Annotated in this window: 13 protein-coding genes; 3 read left to right on the top strand and 10 right to left on the bottom strand. The window is 34.9% G+C overall.

Translation table 11 applies throughout. The annotated features are described in order from the left end of the window. Window positions 1–491 precede the first annotated feature (491 nt). The 6 genes from Q0L29_RS11815 to Q0L29_RS11790 all read right to left on the bottom strand — a co-directional run bounded on the left by Q0L29_RS11815 (window position 492) and on the right by Q0L29_RS11790 (window position 8,005). Window positions 492–2,420 carry a GAF domain-containing protein gene (locus Q0L29_RS11815; protein WP_296621898.1) on the bottom strand — a complete coding sequence of 643 codons (1,929 nt, stop codon included), beginning with the start codon at window positions 2,418–2,420 and terminating at the stop codon, window positions 492–494. A 209-nt stretch (window positions 2,421–2,629) separates the two neighbouring features. Beyond that, window positions 2,630–3,022, bottom strand: a complete 393-nt coding sequence (locus Q0L29_RS11810) for a hypothetical protein (protein ID WP_296621896.1) — start codon at window positions 3,020–3,022, stop codon at window positions 2,630–2,632. A 10-nt stretch (window positions 3,023–3,032) separates the two neighbouring features. Beyond that, complete coding sequence (locus Q0L29_RS11805) at window positions 3,033–4,424, bottom strand: hypothetical protein (protein ID WP_296621895.1); 1,392 nt, start codon at window positions 4,422–4,424, stop codon at window positions 3,033–3,035. Next, window positions 4,349–4,783, bottom strand: coding sequence for a hypothetical protein (locus Q0L29_RS11800; RefSeq protein ID WP_296621893.1), 435 nt, complete (start codon window positions 4,781–4,783; stop codon window positions 4,349–4,351). Before Q0L29_RS11800 ends, Q0L29_RS11805 begins: the two co-directional genes overlap by 76 nt. Window positions 4,784–5,068: 285 nt before the next feature. After that, window positions 5,069–7,276, bottom strand: a complete 2,208-nt coding sequence (locus Q0L29_RS11795) for a sodium-translocating pyrophosphatase (protein WP_296621891.1) — start codon at window positions 7,274–7,276, stop codon at window positions 5,069–5,071. 321 nt (window positions 7,277–7,597) lie between these two features. After that, window positions 7,598–8,005 (bottom strand): hypothetical protein, encoded by a 408-nt coding sequence (locus Q0L29_RS11790; protein WP_296621889.1) that lies wholly within the window; start codon window positions 8,003–8,005, stop codon window positions 7,598–7,600. A gap of 160 nt (window positions 8,006–8,165) precedes the next feature. On the opposite strand from Q0L29_RS11790, the gene hppD reads away from it, so the two are divergent. The 3 genes from hppD (at window position 8,166) to Q0L29_RS11775 (ending at window position 12,121) form a co-directional block, all read left to right on the top strand. Beyond that, window positions 8,166–9,260, top strand: coding sequence for a 4-hydroxyphenylpyruvate dioxygenase (gene hppD / locus Q0L29_RS11785; protein ID WP_296621887.1), 1,095 nt, complete (start codon window positions 8,166–8,168; stop codon window positions 9,258–9,260). A 405-nt stretch (window positions 9,261–9,665) separates the two neighbouring features. Further along, entirely contained in the window at window positions 9,666–11,387 is a 1,722-nt protein-coding gene (locus Q0L29_RS11780; RefSeq protein WP_296621886.1) for a phospho-sugar mutase, read from the top strand. 233 nt (window positions 11,388–11,620) lie between these two features. Beyond that, a complete protein-coding gene (locus tag Q0L29_RS11775) occupies window positions 11,621–12,121 on the top strand; it encodes a metallophosphoesterase family protein (protein ID WP_296621884.1) in 501 nt (166 codons plus the stop codon). A 504-nt stretch (window positions 12,122–12,625) separates the two neighbouring features. Here the strand turns inward: Q0L29_RS11775 and secG are convergent. The 4 genes from secG to Q0L29_RS11755 are packed head-to-tail and all read right to left on the bottom strand — an operon-like array spanning window position 12,626 to window position 15,995. Further along, the gene (gene secG / locus Q0L29_RS11770) at window positions 12,626–13,048 is read right to left on the bottom strand and encodes a preprotein translocase subunit SecG (RefSeq protein WP_296621882.1); all 423 of its coding nucleotides are present in this window, start codon (window positions 13,046–13,048) and stop codon (window positions 12,626–12,628) included. A gap of 4 nt (window positions 13,049–13,052) precedes the next feature. Beyond that, the gene (locus Q0L29_RS11765) at window positions 13,053–14,177 is read right to left on the bottom strand and encodes a tetratricopeptide repeat protein (RefSeq protein WP_296621880.1); all 1,125 of its coding nucleotides are present in this window, start codon (window positions 14,175–14,177) and stop codon (window positions 13,053–13,055) included. Between the two features lie 35 nt (window positions 14,178–14,212). Then, entirely contained in the window at window positions 14,213–14,740 is a 528-nt protein-coding gene (locus Q0L29_RS11760; RefSeq protein WP_296621879.1) for an LptE family protein, read from the bottom strand. Then, a complete protein-coding gene (locus Q0L29_RS11755) occupies window positions 14,730–15,995 on the bottom strand; it encodes a sigma 54-interacting transcriptional regulator (protein WP_296621877.1) in 1,266 nt (421 codons plus the stop codon). The genes Q0L29_RS11760 and Q0L29_RS11755 overlap by 11 nt, the downstream gene beginning before the upstream one ends. Window positions 15,996–16,004 lie beyond the last annotated feature (9 nt).

Genomic DNA, 16,004 nt, shown 5'->3' with positions numbered 1-16,004 from the left:
TTCTAATTGTATCTGTATTTTCGGTGCCCTCTCCTCTATGGTTTCGATGCAATTTTTCTATCATCTTTTCTAATATAATCAGATAGACAAGCGGAGAGAGGATAACCGTTTTCTTATACATTAATTTCGAGATACTGATTTTTTTTGATTTCACTCTTCACTCCATGCAAACAATAGTCCAAAGTCCAATGGTTTCTGCTAAGTAAACTACTACGCAGTAGGTTTTCTGAGCAAGCCATTCTGGTACTATAAGCCCCTCATTTTTCCATTTTTTATCATGACCTATTTATGGTCCTTTTTAGGTTTCCGATGCTTGAAAAGTGCCAATGTCCATATTTTATCTTGGTCATCAGCTGTCCGGAAATAGTTTTGTAAGGCACTAACCTTATCATTGGTTTTATTGCTTTGATCAAGTGATGTTATGAGTTGTGCAAATTCTTTCAAGTTGTATCCTTTAAGAATTCTATAACAGCTCCAATTTTATTATGTTCTTAAAATTTCTCTTTCTTGATAAATATGCAAGCAATTTTCACTGCATTTCCATGTTCATCAGAAACAGGCATGCAATGCGCAATGATAGGCATCTCTTGCCCTTGTTTGTTAATCAATTTAGCTGATTTGCTCATTGACATATTGTCTGTGATGTCAATCCAAGTTTGTTTCCAATCAACATCTTCTTCATCTAAAAATAATTTTTTTCTGTCTAAGTTAATTAAATCATCACTATTCCAGCCTGTTTGCAGTTCTAATTGGCTATTGATATCCAATATTTCACCATTTTTACCAAATTCAGCTACCATAGTTGAAATGCTAACGGCTTGATTGAAAGCTCCCATTTCTCGGCTTTGTCTTTCCATTTCCTCTTGTGTAGCTTCTAATTCCTCTGCATTTTGCCTCATTTCTTCTTCCTGTGCTTGCAATTGCTCAGCTTTCATTTGAGACTCTTCCAACAATTTTTTAGTCTCTAATGAAACTTGCAAGCCTTGAATAGCGGAAGCTATACTTTCCCCAACTTTTTCAATAAATTCAGTATGATAATTTTCATAAGGGTGGAAAGAAGCTAATTCAATGATGCCGAATACTTCTTCATTCAATTTCATTGGACTTATCAAAATGTGTGTTGGATTTGCTTCGCCCAATCCAGATCGAATAGAAACATAATTCTCAGGAATTTCAGATAAATAGATATATTCTTTTTCTAAATAACATTGTCCTACCAATCCTTGTCCAGGAGCCAATTCTTTTTCTAAGAATTTTTGTCTGTGGAAAGCATATGCACCTTTGAGAACAATCTTAATATTTTGTTCATCCTCTTTATTTACTATGAAAAGCGAACCCTGAATAGAGTCAGTATATTCTACTAATTCTGATATTAAATTAGCAGACAAGTCTTCTATATTATCATCATTTTTACGGAGTATATCTCCAAATTTTGCAATCCCTTCATTAAACCATACTCGTCTTTTATCCTGTTCCGCTACATTCTGAAGTTTATTGCGCATTTCTGCCAAAGATTGTCCTAAATGACCTTGATTTTCGAATACTGTGATGTCAGTACTAAAATCTCCTTTCCCAACCTCATCAGCAAATCTTGTGATTCCTTTTAGGTTTGTGGTCAGTTCATTAATAGCTTTTATTATGGAGTTCAATTCATCTTCCGATTCATTCATTTCCTCAGGAAGGTTTCCATGCGCAAGTTCACGAATGTTGACTTTTAAGTATTTGATTCTTAATAAGACAGAACGGATAATGTAGAGCGCAATAATTGTACTGATGATGAAAGCAATGATAAATTCAATGCTGAGCATCACCGGAATATTACTTTCTGCTTCTTCTATACTTTGAATTGATTGGTTCTCAGATTTTGCCAATTCTTTTTTGATATTATTAATCAGAAAAGTCAAATGCATTATATCATCAATGACTTCTTCTCTATTTAATTTGTCATAACTCAAATCAGAAGTAGCTTCTTTTTGCTTGCTTTTGATTTTTGGTAAATGGGCATTCAATTCTTCTGTGAAGGCAATCACATCTTGATCACCAAATTCTCTTACTAAACTATCTAACTCATCTACTTTTGGATATATGTCATTAAACCAGCGGTTTTCTATATCATTTTTGAAGAATTCATCCTCTGTACTCATATATCGAAATGATAATATGGTGGTTAAATCAACTAGCTGCTGAATTTCAGCAGCAAGTCTGCTACTATTTTTGTTGAGCGCAATTAATTCCTTTCCTTTATTTATTTGTTTGTTCCATGAATAATTACTGCTAATCAACATGATAATGGCAAAAGCTCCCATCAATAAAAAACCAATAGTGATTCTTCCTTGGAGGGTTTTAAAATCTACACGGATATATTTGTTAACCGAAGATTTCTTCTTATGCTGGTTTTCTTGAGAATTTTTTTCTGCCATTAGATTTGTATTTGTATTACTTCAAAAAGTAACAGCAAAATATAAATGATTTGCTTTAAATACAATAAAAGCTTTGGGAATTGGGGGGAGATTATTCTATATGCTCAAATTAAGAACATTCATTTCGTTATAAATCATAAAAAAACCTTCCAGTATTTTTGAATGCTGGAAGGTTTAGTTTAAAATCATTTTAGCGTTAGAATGAGATTTTATTCTACACTTAAATTATCTTCAGAAATTTTAAATCTAAAAGTGTAATCATATGTTCCATCAGTAGTCATTTGCCAAATCTCTTCATTTTCAGTTTGATATATAGGATCACCCGGATAAAAAGTAGCTAAGTTTACATTATTAGAAAATACTAAAATTGAATCTTCATTTTGAAGATCTAATATATCAGGTCCGCCAGAATTTCCACATGCATTTTCTAATACATATACTTCTTGTTTTGAAGGTATTTCAAAATTTGATTCTGTTCCATCAGAGTAAAATTTAATTTCTATATCTTGATTATATTGATTTTCAATGATGTAATCAGCACAGTATTCTGGATCACAGCTAAAAAGAAGAATCAGTCCAAATAATAATATTAAGTTTTTCATTTTTTTTTATTTAATCCCAAAAGTAAGCTTCGAATAGATCAAGGACGAAAGCTCTTTGTCTATTATTATTTTCAGATAACAATCTATCTCTGAAAGATTGTGGAGAGATAACATCTGAATCTAATGCATTAAAAACATCTTGGTGATTATATAATGTAACATTATCTCTGATGCCACCTCGGATTATATCAGCATTATTGTCAAGTAAATCATGCATTAATCCCCCAGGAATCCAGCCTTCCCAGCTAGTAATTCTTCCATTTAAATCTACTCTCCTTATAAGATCATCGCCAACTCCAGATTCTTCTGGATTAAAATCTTCAAAACCATTTAATGATATTACTGAGTTAGGGTTTCCAAATTCTCTTAAATTCATACTAAATCCAATATGATTACCCCAGGCTTCACCTATTGCGCATAATGGAGCATTATTTCCGTCACCTTCGCCATAAGATCCATAGGTTATGATATAGTTAATATATTTTACCCAATAATTGTTTCCAACTTTGGTTTGGTGACTTGCATGAGCTAATTCATGGAATGTTGTGGTATAAATTTGTGCTGTTCCTCTACCAACTGCCGCAGAAATGATCAGATCTGGTTGAACTAATTTGGTCACTGTGGCTATGTAATTAACCGCTAAGCTAATCCCATTCGCTCTTAACAGGAAATTTCCAAAAGCAGAATTAGTTGAAAAACCAAAAGTACCCCAAACTCTTCTTAGCATGGGTGCAGAACTTGCTCCAGTTCTATTTAATGCCGCAATCCTTAAATTTGAATGGGGATGTCCAATACCAAAAGCAGAGGCATGCACTAAGTATCTTCTTACTGCATTGGTGACAGTAGCAAATCTCCATCCAAAAGAGTTTGTTTCAAAATTATAGCTCCAGCCCGTTCTATTTTGTTTAGGACCATTAAAATTGGCAGGGTTTACATCTAATAAGGTATTCCAAACCTTAAATCCACTTTGATTTTCAAATGATACACTATAGTGTACATCATAACGGTAGGATTTGTTCACAGTATAATTACCTGCACCGTTTGTCCACCCATGTCCTAACTTTACCAATCTTCTTGTTTTTACTTTAACGCCCACTACAGGTATTAAAGTATTTGCTTCGGTATTTCTTACTTGTAATCTGCCTGTAGGAGTTCTTGAAGGCGGCATTCTTTGACTTTCACCATCTTTATCATTAGGTAATAATCCAGTAAGCCTTAAAGATTCGTCTTCTAATTGATAATAAAAGCCAGTAAGTGCTTGTGATACTCTACCACTTTCATCTCCCAATCCATCTTCCATAAATAAGTCTTCCAGTATTTCGTACTCTAAGTTATGAAATTCATAATCTTTTGATACAACAGTATAATACCACTTGCCTTCCTGACTGTCCTCTTCGTCCATAAAATAATCACCGTAAGATTCAATTGATATTCAAATAAATCCAATGAATCAGATTGGAGTTCATCATAATCCTCTGCTGAACTTACAAAGAATTTAAGATAATAATGGGTTGTTTGAATGATATCGCTGCTAAAATTCAAACGGTTGTTTTGTTTTGCCAAGCTTTCATAAGCCACCCTCATATTGCTCACGCTATATGGGTTTTCAAGTTTCTCACCTAACTTTGTTTCGGTTAATCCATTTTCTTGATAATATTCTTCAATACTTAGATTGGGGTTCTCATTTTCCAACACCTTGTCTTCCTGACAGGCTTGAAACATCATTGCAATGCTCAACATTGCTAGTAATTTTCTTTTCATTTTATAAGATTATATATTTTTTTGCAAAGATGAGACTAAACATATAATATGTCCTAGAACTATTTTATTTTTTGTACAAATGTTGTGAATTCAGTTAAACCAACAAAAAAAGAAGATGAGTATTTTGATGCAAATATGCTAGAATAAGTTGCGATTGGATTGATTTTAAGGGGAGTAGCTATTCTGGGAAGTATAAGTCCTTTATTTTCGTAGAGCTCAGCTTAGAAATAAAAAAAGGTTAGTCAGAATCCTGACTAACCTTTTCTAAAATTTCTACAATGAAGGTTATTTTTCAGCTTTGATTATTTCGCTTTTTTCCACTACTATTTCTTTAGATTCTTTCTTCACTTCTGCAGTACTGTGATCTTTAACAGAAATATGTGGAGCTATAACCAAAGCAACAATTGACATTAATTTAATCAAAATGTTCATTGAAGGACCTGAAGTATCTTTGAATGGATCACCTACAGTATCACCAGTTACAGAAGCCTTATGTGCTTCAGAACCTTTGTACTCCATTTTACCATTGATCATTACTCCTTTTTCAAATGATTTTTTAGCATTATCCCAAGCGCCACCGGCATTGTTCTGGAAAATACCCATTAAAACACCAGAAACTGTCACGCCAGCTAATAAACCACCTAAGATTTCAGCTGAAGAAGTATCTGCAAATACACCTTTCAATCCGAATCCTACCAATAATGGAGTAATTAAAGCAATAGCACCTGGTAAAATCATTTCCCTGATAGAGGCTTTAGTAGAAATGTCTACACATTTTTCATATTCAGGCTTAGTTGTGCCTTCCATAATGCCCGGCATTTCTTTGAATTGTCTTCTTACTTCCTGCACCATATCCATGGCTGCTCTACCCACAGCGGCAATAGCTAAGGAAGAGAAAATATAAGGAATCATACCACCCACAAATAAAGCGGCTAAAACTGGAGCTTTATAAATATCAATTGAGTCAATACCAGAAATACCCACAAAAGCAGCAAAAAGTGCTAATGCAGTTAAGGCAGCAGAAGCAATGGCAAATCCTTTACCTGCTGCAGCAGTTGTATTTCCTACAGCATCCAAATTATCTGTTCTGTCTCTCACTTCTTCAGGTAAACCGCTCATTTCAGCAATACCACCTGCATTATCAGCAATTGGTCCAAAAGCATCTATTGCTAATTGCATAGCCGTTGTGGCCATCATACCTGCAGCAGCAATTGCCACACCATAAAGACCAGCAAATGAATAAGAAACTACAATACCAGTTGCTAATACTAAAATCGGTAAAACAGTTGATTGCATACCTACTGCTAAACCACCGATGATATTAGTGGCAGCACCTGTGCTCGATTGTTTTACAATGGATAAAACAGGTTTTCTGCCCATAGCAGTATAATATTCTGTAATAATGCTCATCAAGGCTCCAACAATCAAACCTGTGAAGATTGCCCAGAAAACATCCATATTTGTAAATGCATAATCTCTGATAATCATGGTTTCAGGAAGCATCCATGTTACTAGGAAGAAAGAAGCTACAACGGTCAAAATGATAGATGACCAGTTACCCCAGTTAAGGGCTTTTTGAACACTATCAGTTTCTTTGGATATTCTTACGAATAAAGTACCTATTATAGAGAATACTAATCCTAAACCTGCAATAATCATTGGAAGTAGGATAGGAGCAATGCCTCCAAATTGGTCTTCAGAAATAATTTCTCTTCCTAAAACCATAGAAGCTAAAATAGTAGCTACATAAGAACCAAATAAATCAGCACCCATACCGGCAACATCACCTACGTTATCACCAACATTATCTGCAATGGTTGCAGGGTTTCTTGGATCATCCTCAGGAATTCCAGCTTCAACTTTTCCAACTAAATCAGCTCCCACATCAGCAGCTTTCGTATAAATACCACCACCAACACGAGCAAATAGGGCAATAGACTCAGCTCCTAATGAGAAACCAGCCAATACTTCCAAAGCTTTCTCCATTTCCAAGCCGTTTACATCACCGCCTGTTTGGATTACATACATATTATATAAGAAAATAAACAATATACCCATTCCGAAAACGGCAAGACCTGCAACGCCTAATCCCATTACAGTACCGCCAGAAAAAGATACTTTTAGGGCTTTTGCTAAACTAGTTTTAGCAGCTTGGGTAGTTCTAACATTCGCTTTTGTTGCGATGTTCATACCTACATATCCTGCAAATGCAGAAAATACAGCTCCAATCACAAAGGAAATTGAAATTACCCAAGAAGAAGTTTCTACTAGAGTTCCGGAATAAGCCAGTAAAATACCAGCAATTACGACAAAGTAGAACATCACTTTCCATTCGGCTCTTAAAAATGCCATAGCACCCTTGGCTATGTAGCCGGCTAATTCTGTCATCCTTTCATCTCCGGCATCTTGTTTTGATACCCAAGCGGATTTTATAGCCATTACAATCAGTCCCACAATCCCGAGTATCGGGACAATCCAGATAATATTGCTCATAAGTTTTATTTATTTTTTTAAAACCCTGCAAATATAGAGGGATGATTGGGAAATGGAAATAATTACTAAAAGAAAATGATGAATTGATTAACTGACCGTTTGCGATACTTCATTTGGTGAAACGGATAATAGGTTAGGGAAGGATTTTATTTTTGAAATATTAATTTCTATTTATTAGTAATTGGAAACCTGACCGTATCAAAATTGTAGCGCCAAGGCATGCCTTGGCGCTACAATTTTGATACCATGTGCAGTTAAACAAAAAAAATCCTTCTCTGTAGCAGAGAAGGATTTATAAAAGAATTTAAAATTGATTATTTATTATTCCGCTCTCCAAACTACTTCTTTATGGTCGTTTCCAGCTTGTAAAACAATCCTAGTGGGTTGTGGAGCTAAAGCTAATGTTACTTTTGCACTTGCAAAATCATCTGCTTCTACCAATACTCCTTGTCCTGGAGCTACGTCTATGGTATCGTCTTTAACTATGTACTCATCAGCTAAATAGGCTATCGGAAGTAATACATCATTGTCCGGACAAAATTCATCGTGAACCTCGGCCAATGCTTCTTCTAAATATTCGCCATAATTTTCTTGAAAATCGTCTTCCATATCATGAAGCTCTTCTTCAATTTTGTCATAGTCTTGATCAGCGTATGTTAGTTTGCTCAAAGCAATTTTTGCTTTTACTAATGCTGTCAAATCCTTGTCTAAGTTTTTAATATCTATCATGCTTAAGTGCTGTTATTTTCAGAACGTAAAATTCTTTAGATTGCTCATAACTTCCAAGTAAACGGAAGACTATTTAGGAATAGTTTGATATTTATTTCAATTACTACATAAAAAACATACTTTTGAATTAGAAATAATAATGCAATCGATTTAAACTACTATGGAACAGGATTTTTTGCCGATTAATGGCACCGATTACATCGAATTTTATGTGGGTAATGCAAAGCAATCAGCAATGTATTATCAGACAGCTTTTGGATTTGAGTTAAAAGCCTATGCAGGACCGGAAACGGGAATTAAAGATAGAGCTTCTTATATGTTGCAACAAGGAAAAATCCGTTTGGTTTTGACATCTTCTTTAGCGCCAGATACTGAAGTAGCACAACACGTTAATCTTCACGGAGATGGCGTAAAAGTATTAGCACTTTGGGTGGATGATGCTGAATTATCTTATAATGAAACCACTAAAAGAGGAGCGAAATCTCATACTCCGCCAAAAACCATTAAGGATGAATATGGTGAAGTAACGGTAGCTTCAATTCATACATATGGCGACACAATTCATACCTTCGTCAACAGACAAAATTACAATGGTGTATTCTTACCTGGTTTTGTAGAAAAGACAAGTGAGTTACCTGCTAGCCCGATTGGTTTGAAATATGTAGACCATTGTGTTGGTAATGTTGGTTGGGGTGAAATGAATACATGGGTTGATTTCTATAGAGATGTGATGGGCTTTAACCTACTAATCACTTTTGATGATAAAGATATTGCTACTGATTATACTGCCTTGATGTCAAAAGTGGTTTCTAATGGAAATGGTTTTATTAAATTTCCAATTAACGAACCGGCTGAAGGTAAAAAGAAATCTCAGATTGAAGAATATATTGATTTCTATAGAGGTGCAGGTGTTCAACATATCGCTATTGCTACTGATGATATAGTAGACACCGTTTCGGAGATGCGCAGAAGGGGAATAGAGTTTTTAAGAGTTCCAGACACTTATTATGATAATTTATTCGAAAGAGTCGGAGAAATTGAAGAAGATATTGAGCCAATAAAGGAGAATAATATTTTGGTGGATCGAGATGATGAAGGCTATTTGCTTCAGATCTTTACTAAGCCGGTTCAGGATAGACCAACCGTTTTCTATGAAATTATTCAGAGAAAAGGAGCTAAATCTTTCGGTAAAGGAAACTTTAAAGCTTTATTTGAAGCTATTGAAAGAGAGCAGGAATTGAGAGGGAATTTGTAAGCTTAAGCTAGCGATGGCACACAATTGCGCCAACTTGCTCCAGTTTAAGGAAAGCTATCTCGGTCAGACGGTTGGAACCGTCTGACCGATTAATGAAAGCATCATGTTTGTAGATTAGCGATTAGACGGTTCCAACCGTCAAACCGCAAGTTTCAAAACCTGTCAGGTTTTGAAACTTATAAGGCAAACTTTATATGAAGGTACACAAGTGCGCTATAGAAAATTTTAAAAACCATAGGAATCAATTTCTATGGTTTTTTCTTTTTCAGCTGTTTTTCGATTAGTATTTATTTTTTGCTAATTGATAATTCTGTAATTTAAGCCTTATAATTCTTTGGGAAATCCATGGATTAAAGGGGTTAGCTTTTAAAAATTAAATAAAACTTTAAAAATATAAGAACCATCATGACAAGTCAGGAAAAAGCCAAACAGTGGTTAGATAGTAAAGTAGTGGATGAAGCTACTAAAAAACAAATTAAAGACCTTCAGGAAAACAATAAGGAAGAATTTGAAGAGTCATTTTACAGAGATTTAGAATTTGGAACTGGTGGCTTACGTGGAATAATGGGCGTGGGCAGTAACCGAATGAATAAATACACTTTGGGAATGGCGACTCAAGGTTTGAGTAATTATCTTAATAAAACCTTCACTGAACAAGGCGTTTCGGTAGCCATTGCTCATGATTGTAGAAATAATGCTGAAGAATTCGCAAAAGTAGTAGCAGATGTGTTTACAGCTAATAACATAAAAGTTTTTTTCTTTGAGAGTTTGAGACCAACTCCAGCTCTTTCGTTTGCTATTCGTCATTTAGGATGCAAAAGTGGGGTGGTTTTAACGGCTTCGCATAATCCTAAAGAATATAATGGATACAAAGCTTATTGGACGGACGGTGCTCAAATGGTAGATCCCCATGATTTGAATGTGATGAATGAGGTGCAATCCATTACTTCCATTGATGATGTGCAATTTGAAGGGAAAGAATCCTTGATTGAAACAATAGGTGAGGATGTAGATGAAGCATATCTGGATGAGGTTAAAAAATTATCACTCTTCGAAGGAGCTAGTGAGGAGGATAAATCTATCAATATTGTTTATTCTTCTATTCATGGAACGGGAATTACCTTAGTTCCTAAAGCATTGGAGATGTATGGTTTTAAGAATGTACATCTGGTAGAAGAGCAATCTGAGCCTGATGGTAATTTTCCGACTGTAGTTTATCCAAATCCTGAAGAAAAGGAAGCGATGTCCATGGCTTTGGCGAAAGGAAAGAAAGTAAATGCAGACATTGTAATGGCTACTGATCCAGATGCTGACCGTGTTGGGATTGCCATCAAGAATGGTAAAAATGAGTTTGAACTGCTTAACGGTAATCAAACTGGTTCAATGCTGATTTATTATTTACTGAGCCGATGGAGTGATTTGAAAAAAATTGATGGAAATCAATTTATAGTGAAAACCATAGTGACCACTGAACTCTTCAAAAAAATAGCAGAAGCTTATAAAGTAGAATGCTTTGATACCTTAACAGGCTTTAAAAATATAGCAGCGGTAATTCGTGAATTGGAAGGTGAAAAGACATTTATTGGTGGTGGAGAAGAGAGTTACGGCTATATGATAGGTGATTATGTGCGCGATAAAGATGCTGTTGCTGCTATTGTCATGATTGCTGAAATGACTGCTTATGTAAAGTCTCAGGGTAAAACACTTTACGATTACCTTATTGAAATGTATTTGAAATTTGGTTTTTACCGTGAGGATTTAGTTTCCATCACAAAAAAAGGAAAGTCAGGCAGCGAGGAAATAAAAGCCATGATGACCCGATTTAGAGAAGAGCCACCAAAGAGCCTTGCAGGAACTAAAGTTGTGGAGGTAAGAGATTATCAGAAGTCCACTATTTTGGATATAGAAAGCGGTAAGAAAAGTAAATTGGAATTCCCTTCTTCAAATGTGTTACAATTCTTCTTGGAAGATGGGAGTAAGATTTCTGCCAGACCTTCGGGCACCGAGCCTAAAATTAAGTTCTATGTGAGCGTCAAGGGTAAACTGAATAGCAAAGAAAGCTATGAGAAAGATTTCGCGGAATTGGGTGATATCATTAAATCGTATTTAGATGGGTTGGATTTGTAGGGGTTATTGAAACATAGTTTCAATAGACAAGATCCCTTTCTTCAAAGGGATGACGCACAGAATTTAATGAGTAGATTAAGATATTTGTTATCATTTGATCTAAGGTCAGTGCGTCATCCCTGCGCAACTTGTCCCGCACTGAAAGCCGGGAGGCAGGGATCTATCCATTTTAATCTCTGATTAAAATACCTGTCAGCTCATAAATCTGTTGTCAAAATAATTACCTCCAGCAAATGAAAATAGGCTTAATATCCGATACACATGGTTTTTGGGATGAAGCCATTCCAAAGTATTTCGAAGATTGCGATGAAATATGGCATGCGGGAGATGTGGGGGAGGCAGGTCAAATAATAGAGAGTCTTAGCAAAATTGCACCAACCTTAGTAGTCTATGGCAATATCGATACCCCCGAATTTCAAAAAACTTATACTGAAAATTTGTTCTTTGAGAGAGAAGGTGTGAAAATATTTATGACCCACATAGGAGGCAAGCCGCCTTCTTACAATCCTCGAGTTAAAAAACTGATCCAATCTGAAAAACCAAATGTTTTTATATGCGGGCATTCGCACATTCTTAGGGCAATGCCTGATCCTAAGCATGGTAATTTGCTTTACTTAAATCCTGGAGCAGCTGGTAATCAAGGCTTTCATAAAATAAGAACTATGATGCGTTTTGAAATTAATAATGGGAAAGTGGAGAAGTTGGAAGTGATTGAATTGGGGAAAAGGGGGTAAAGTGTTAAAGTTGGCAAGTTATTATGTTGGCATATTGACAGAATTGTATTTCAAATTTACTCATTGTTGATTACCTATTTCATTACATATTTCACCTACTAATCTTTTTTAAATAGGCTCCTCTTGATAATTAATTTTGCATTAAAATTCTTCTCTATTGCTTTTACAAAGCATTTCATAAAAATTTTTTAGCTGTGAAAAACCTCATAAAATAGGTTTTCCTTTAAAAAACGAGGTTTTTTATTCAGTTTCTAGTATTCCGTTTCCAAATTTTATTTTACTTTCTTTTTTCTTAACAAAAAAGAAAAAGTCAAGACAAAAAGATGCTTCCACGCTTCAACCCAGCACCCTCCCCGCCTTTTTGTCCTCCTTCCCGCTCTCTTCGAGGAAATATTATTTGGTTTGGAGATTTCGAAGCTTTTATCAAGAGCACCCTAAATAATTGTACACAAAAAAAGGGAAGCCTTTCGGATTCCCTTTTAATATAATATCTATAATTAAAGATTATTCTTCTGAATTACCTTCTTCTGACTCTTCAAGTCCTTCAATCAATTCTTGATTTCCGCCTTCTGAATTTCCTTCACCTTCTGTTGGAGGCAATAGCCCTTCTTCCTGACCACCACCTTCCATACCAGGAAGTAAAGTTTCGTCTTGAGCTTTTTCAATGTTAGGACTAGTAAAACCTGTATCTGTTGTCGAAGTTTTGATAACAAAAGAAGAAGCCAAGCTTAATACGACTAAACTAATAGCCAATACCCAAGTGATTTTTTCTAGAATATCACCTGTTCTTTTCACGCCTACTACCTGACTAGCTCCTGAACCTCCAAATTGGCTGGATAAACCACCGCCTTTAGAGTTTTGAGCTAATACTACCAACACCAACAAAATGGCAACTAAAATGATTAAAGTAATTAATAATGTTAACATGTATTTATGATTCTTTTTTTAACTCACCAATAATTTCGACAAAGTACGTCTTTTTTTGTGGAAATTTCCAAATTAATTTCTTGTAAATATCAATGGCTTTTTGCTTTCTTCCTTGTTTTATCATCAATTTCGCCAAAGTTTCTGAAACAACATCATCCGAAAGATTGGTGCTGCTAGCGGAAAGATCCTCTGCTTCTTGCTTATTAGACTGATTATCAGCATTTATTCTTTTAGTCAAGACCGGCTCTTTCTCAATAAAATTGTTGATTATACTTATTTGTTCTTTTTTGTGGGCATCGCTTATTTTTAATTCTTTTCTTGAATTTATTTCTTCAATTATATCATGTTCATCCTTTTTTGGCTTTTTTTCATCTGCTTTTGTTGTTTTCTTAGCCTTTGTAGTAGGAGTCTTTTTTGTATTTTCTTTTGATTTGGTAGTCGATGTTTTCTTAGTAGTAGCTTTTTTTGAGGTTGTTTTTTTGGTCGTACTAGAAGTTTTAGGTTTAGTTGTACTTGTACTTTTTTTTGTAGTAGAAGCTTTAGTGGCTGTTGCTTTCTTATTTCCTGGTTTTGCTGTTGTTTTTTTTGTGGTTTCAGCTTTAGGTTCTGGTTTTTCAGAATTCTTTGCTTCGAACCTATCTAAAATTTTTTGATAGTTTTCCTTTTCAGCCTTTAATGCCTCCATTTCTTTGAATAAATCTTCAAAAAAGGAATCAGGTAGATGAGAAGGAGCTGGAGTTTCTGTAACCTCTGTTTTAGAATATGCAGAAGGTTGTGTTTTTCTTACTGGCTTTTTGTGTTCTTGTATAGGTTCTCCAACAACTTTATTTTTCTCCTCTGTAATTACTTTATTCTGTTGAGTTTTTTCTTTTGTTTCTTCCCTAGGAAGTGATTGATTATCTCTTGTTAAGATTTCCTTGAGGTGCTTTCTATCTAAAGCATAAATAGCTGAAGATTGTAAATACGCCTTCTCACTTTGAGGTGAATATTTTTTTGAACCAATAGTGATTAATGGTAATAAAGCTTGAAAATAGGGGTATTCATTCTTCAGACTGGTTAAATCTTTGAAGTCTGTTTCTTCTAGTTTTTCTGGTTGATTAATAAGGGTTGTAAGCCTTTGTTTATCCACTTGGTCCTAAGTTTAAGCATTAAAGTTACAAAATTTTACCAATTTGCTACTGACGCATTAAATATATCTAAAATAATTTGATCTGTAATGGTTTCAATCAACTGATCTTCCACTGCAGTTAAAGTAGTGGATGTAGCATCAAAATCTTCATAAAAAGAAAAGGATTTATTGTCGAAATTGAAAACCTCATCTTTAGTGTTTACATAACTTACTTTTACTGTAATTGTCAATCTTTGCGCACCTGCAGCATCGGCTAGGTTTGGATTTCCAGAAGCTGTTACAGCAATTGGTTGAACCCTATAGCCTGTTATTGATCCTTCCAATTGTAAGTCGCCATTTGAATCCACTAATTCTAAACTCGTATTTTGTTGATAATAATCCCTGATTTCCTCAGTAAAAGTTTGTTGTAAATTTGGAGGACCATTGCCTGAATCATTATAAAAATATTGAATTGACATGGTTTTTATGTTTGGAGCAATAGACGCTCCCGTAAAGCTGTAAACACCACAAGAACTAGTGAATACCGCTACAAACATAAAGATTAAGATAATTCTAAAGGTCATATTGCTTAATTTTTCTATACAATGTACGCTCGGAAATACCCAAATCCCGTGCCGCATATTTTCTTTTATTCTGATTTTTTGAAAGAGCCCTTTCAATCATCTCTTTTTCTTTCTTCTCCAATGATAAAGATTCTTCCTCTACCTCATGCTCAGCGTCTTGGTAATCTTCCAAATCAAAACTATCATTAGCATCATCCCCCTCATCTTTCCGGCTGTCCAATAAATAAGGTGTTCTTACTCCTTCGGCATTTTCTTTAAACTCATTTTGCTTAACTTCAAATAAGTCTTCATTATCTTTTAAAATTTCTTCACCATAATTCTCATTTTTCAATACGTTATGAACCAACTTTTTAAGGTCTTCCACATCATTTCGCATATCAAATAGAATTTTATATAAAATATCTCTCTCGGAAAAATTGTCTTTATCACCACTGCTGCTGCCTTGGCTTTTATAAAGTGCCGGCATCATATTCCCTTCCTGTGGTAGATATTTCAACAAAATGTCTTTATCGACTTCTCTTTCCATTTCTAAAAGGGAGATTTGCTCAGCTAAATTTTTCAACTGACGAATATTTCCAGGATATCGATAAGCCATTAAAGCTTGCTTTGCTCCTTCAGTAAGTTTTATGGAATTAACATGGTGCTTTTCAGCAAAATCAGATGTAAATTTTCTGAATAACAATTCAATGTCTTCACCTCTATCACGCAAAGGCGGAACAAAAATGGGAACTGTATTCAATCTATAATATAGGTCCTCTCTGAACTTTCCTTTTTCAACGGCTTGAATCAGATTAACGTTCGTGGCGGCAACTACCCGAACATCAGTCTTCATTACTTTGGAAGAACCTACTCTAATGAACTCTCCATTTTCCAACACCCGTAATAATCGAGATTGAGTAGGGAGTGGCATTTCACCTATTTCATCTAAAAAGATTGTTCCACTGTCAGTAACTTCGAAATAACCTTTTCTGGCATCATAAGCACCCGTAAATGAGCCCTTTTCATGTCCGAAAAGTTCTGAGTCAATAGTCCCTTCAGGAATTGCACCGCAATTTACTGCAATAAACTGCCCATGTTTTCTAGCACTAAGTTGATGAATAATTTTAGAAAATGATTCTTTACCGACACCACTTTCACCTGTTATAAGCACTGTCATGTCAGTAGGAGCAACCTGCATGGCTACTTTTATGGCAAAGTTCAAATGATCGGAATTACCGATTATGCCAAATCTATTTTTGATAGTTTGTATATCCAATGCAAATAG

This window comes from Marivirga sp. (genome assembly GCF_024636815.1).
Lineage (GTDB): Bacteria > Bacteroidota > Bacteroidia > Cytophagales > Cyclobacteriaceae > Marivirga.
The sequence above is the reverse complement of the archived record's forward strand: the minus strand, read 5'-3'. Positions and strand labels throughout refer to the sequence as shown.

What these genes read in the sequence shown, in the direction of transcription:
- Q0L29_RS11815 (WP_296621898.1), bottom strand. Translation starts at nt 2,420, where the DNA reads ATGGCAGAAAAAAATTCTCAAGAAAACCAGCATAAGAAGAAATCTTCG.
- Q0L29_RS11810 (WP_296621896.1), bottom strand. Translation starts at nt 3,022, where the DNA reads ATGAAAAACTTAATATTATTATTTGGACTGATTCTTCTTTTTAGCTGT.
- Q0L29_RS11805 (WP_296621895.1), bottom strand. Translation starts at nt 4,424, where the DNA reads ATGGACGAAGAGGACAGTCAGGAAGGCAAGTGGTATTATACTGTTGTA.
- Q0L29_RS11800 (WP_296621893.1), bottom strand. Translation starts at nt 4,783, where the DNA reads ATGAAAAGAAAATTACTAGCAATGTTGAGCATTGCAATGATGTTTCAA.
- Q0L29_RS11795 (WP_296621891.1), bottom strand. Translation starts at nt 7,276, where the DNA reads ATGAGCAATATTATCTGGATTGTCCCGATACTCGGGATTGTGGGACTG.
- Q0L29_RS11790 (WP_296621889.1), bottom strand. Translation starts at nt 8,005, where the DNA reads ATGATAGATATTAAAAACTTAGACAAGGATTTGACAGCATTAGTAAAA.
- hppD (WP_296621887.1), top strand. Translation starts at nt 8,166, where the DNA reads ATGGAACAGGATTTTTTGCCGATTAATGGCACCGATTACATCGAATTT.
- Q0L29_RS11780 (WP_296621886.1), top strand. Translation starts at nt 9,666, where the DNA reads ATGACAAGTCAGGAAAAAGCCAAACAGTGGTTAGATAGTAAAGTAGTG.
- Q0L29_RS11775 (WP_296621884.1), top strand. Translation starts at nt 11,621, where the DNA reads ATGAAAATAGGCTTAATATCCGATACACATGGTTTTTGGGATGAAGCC.
- secG (WP_296621882.1), bottom strand. Translation starts at nt 13,048, where the DNA reads ATGTTAACATTATTAATTACTTTAATCATTTTAGTTGCCATTTTGTTG.
- Q0L29_RS11760 (WP_296621879.1), bottom strand. Translation starts at nt 14,740, where the DNA reads ATGACCTTTAGAATTATCTTAATCTTTATGTTTGTAGCGGTATTCACT.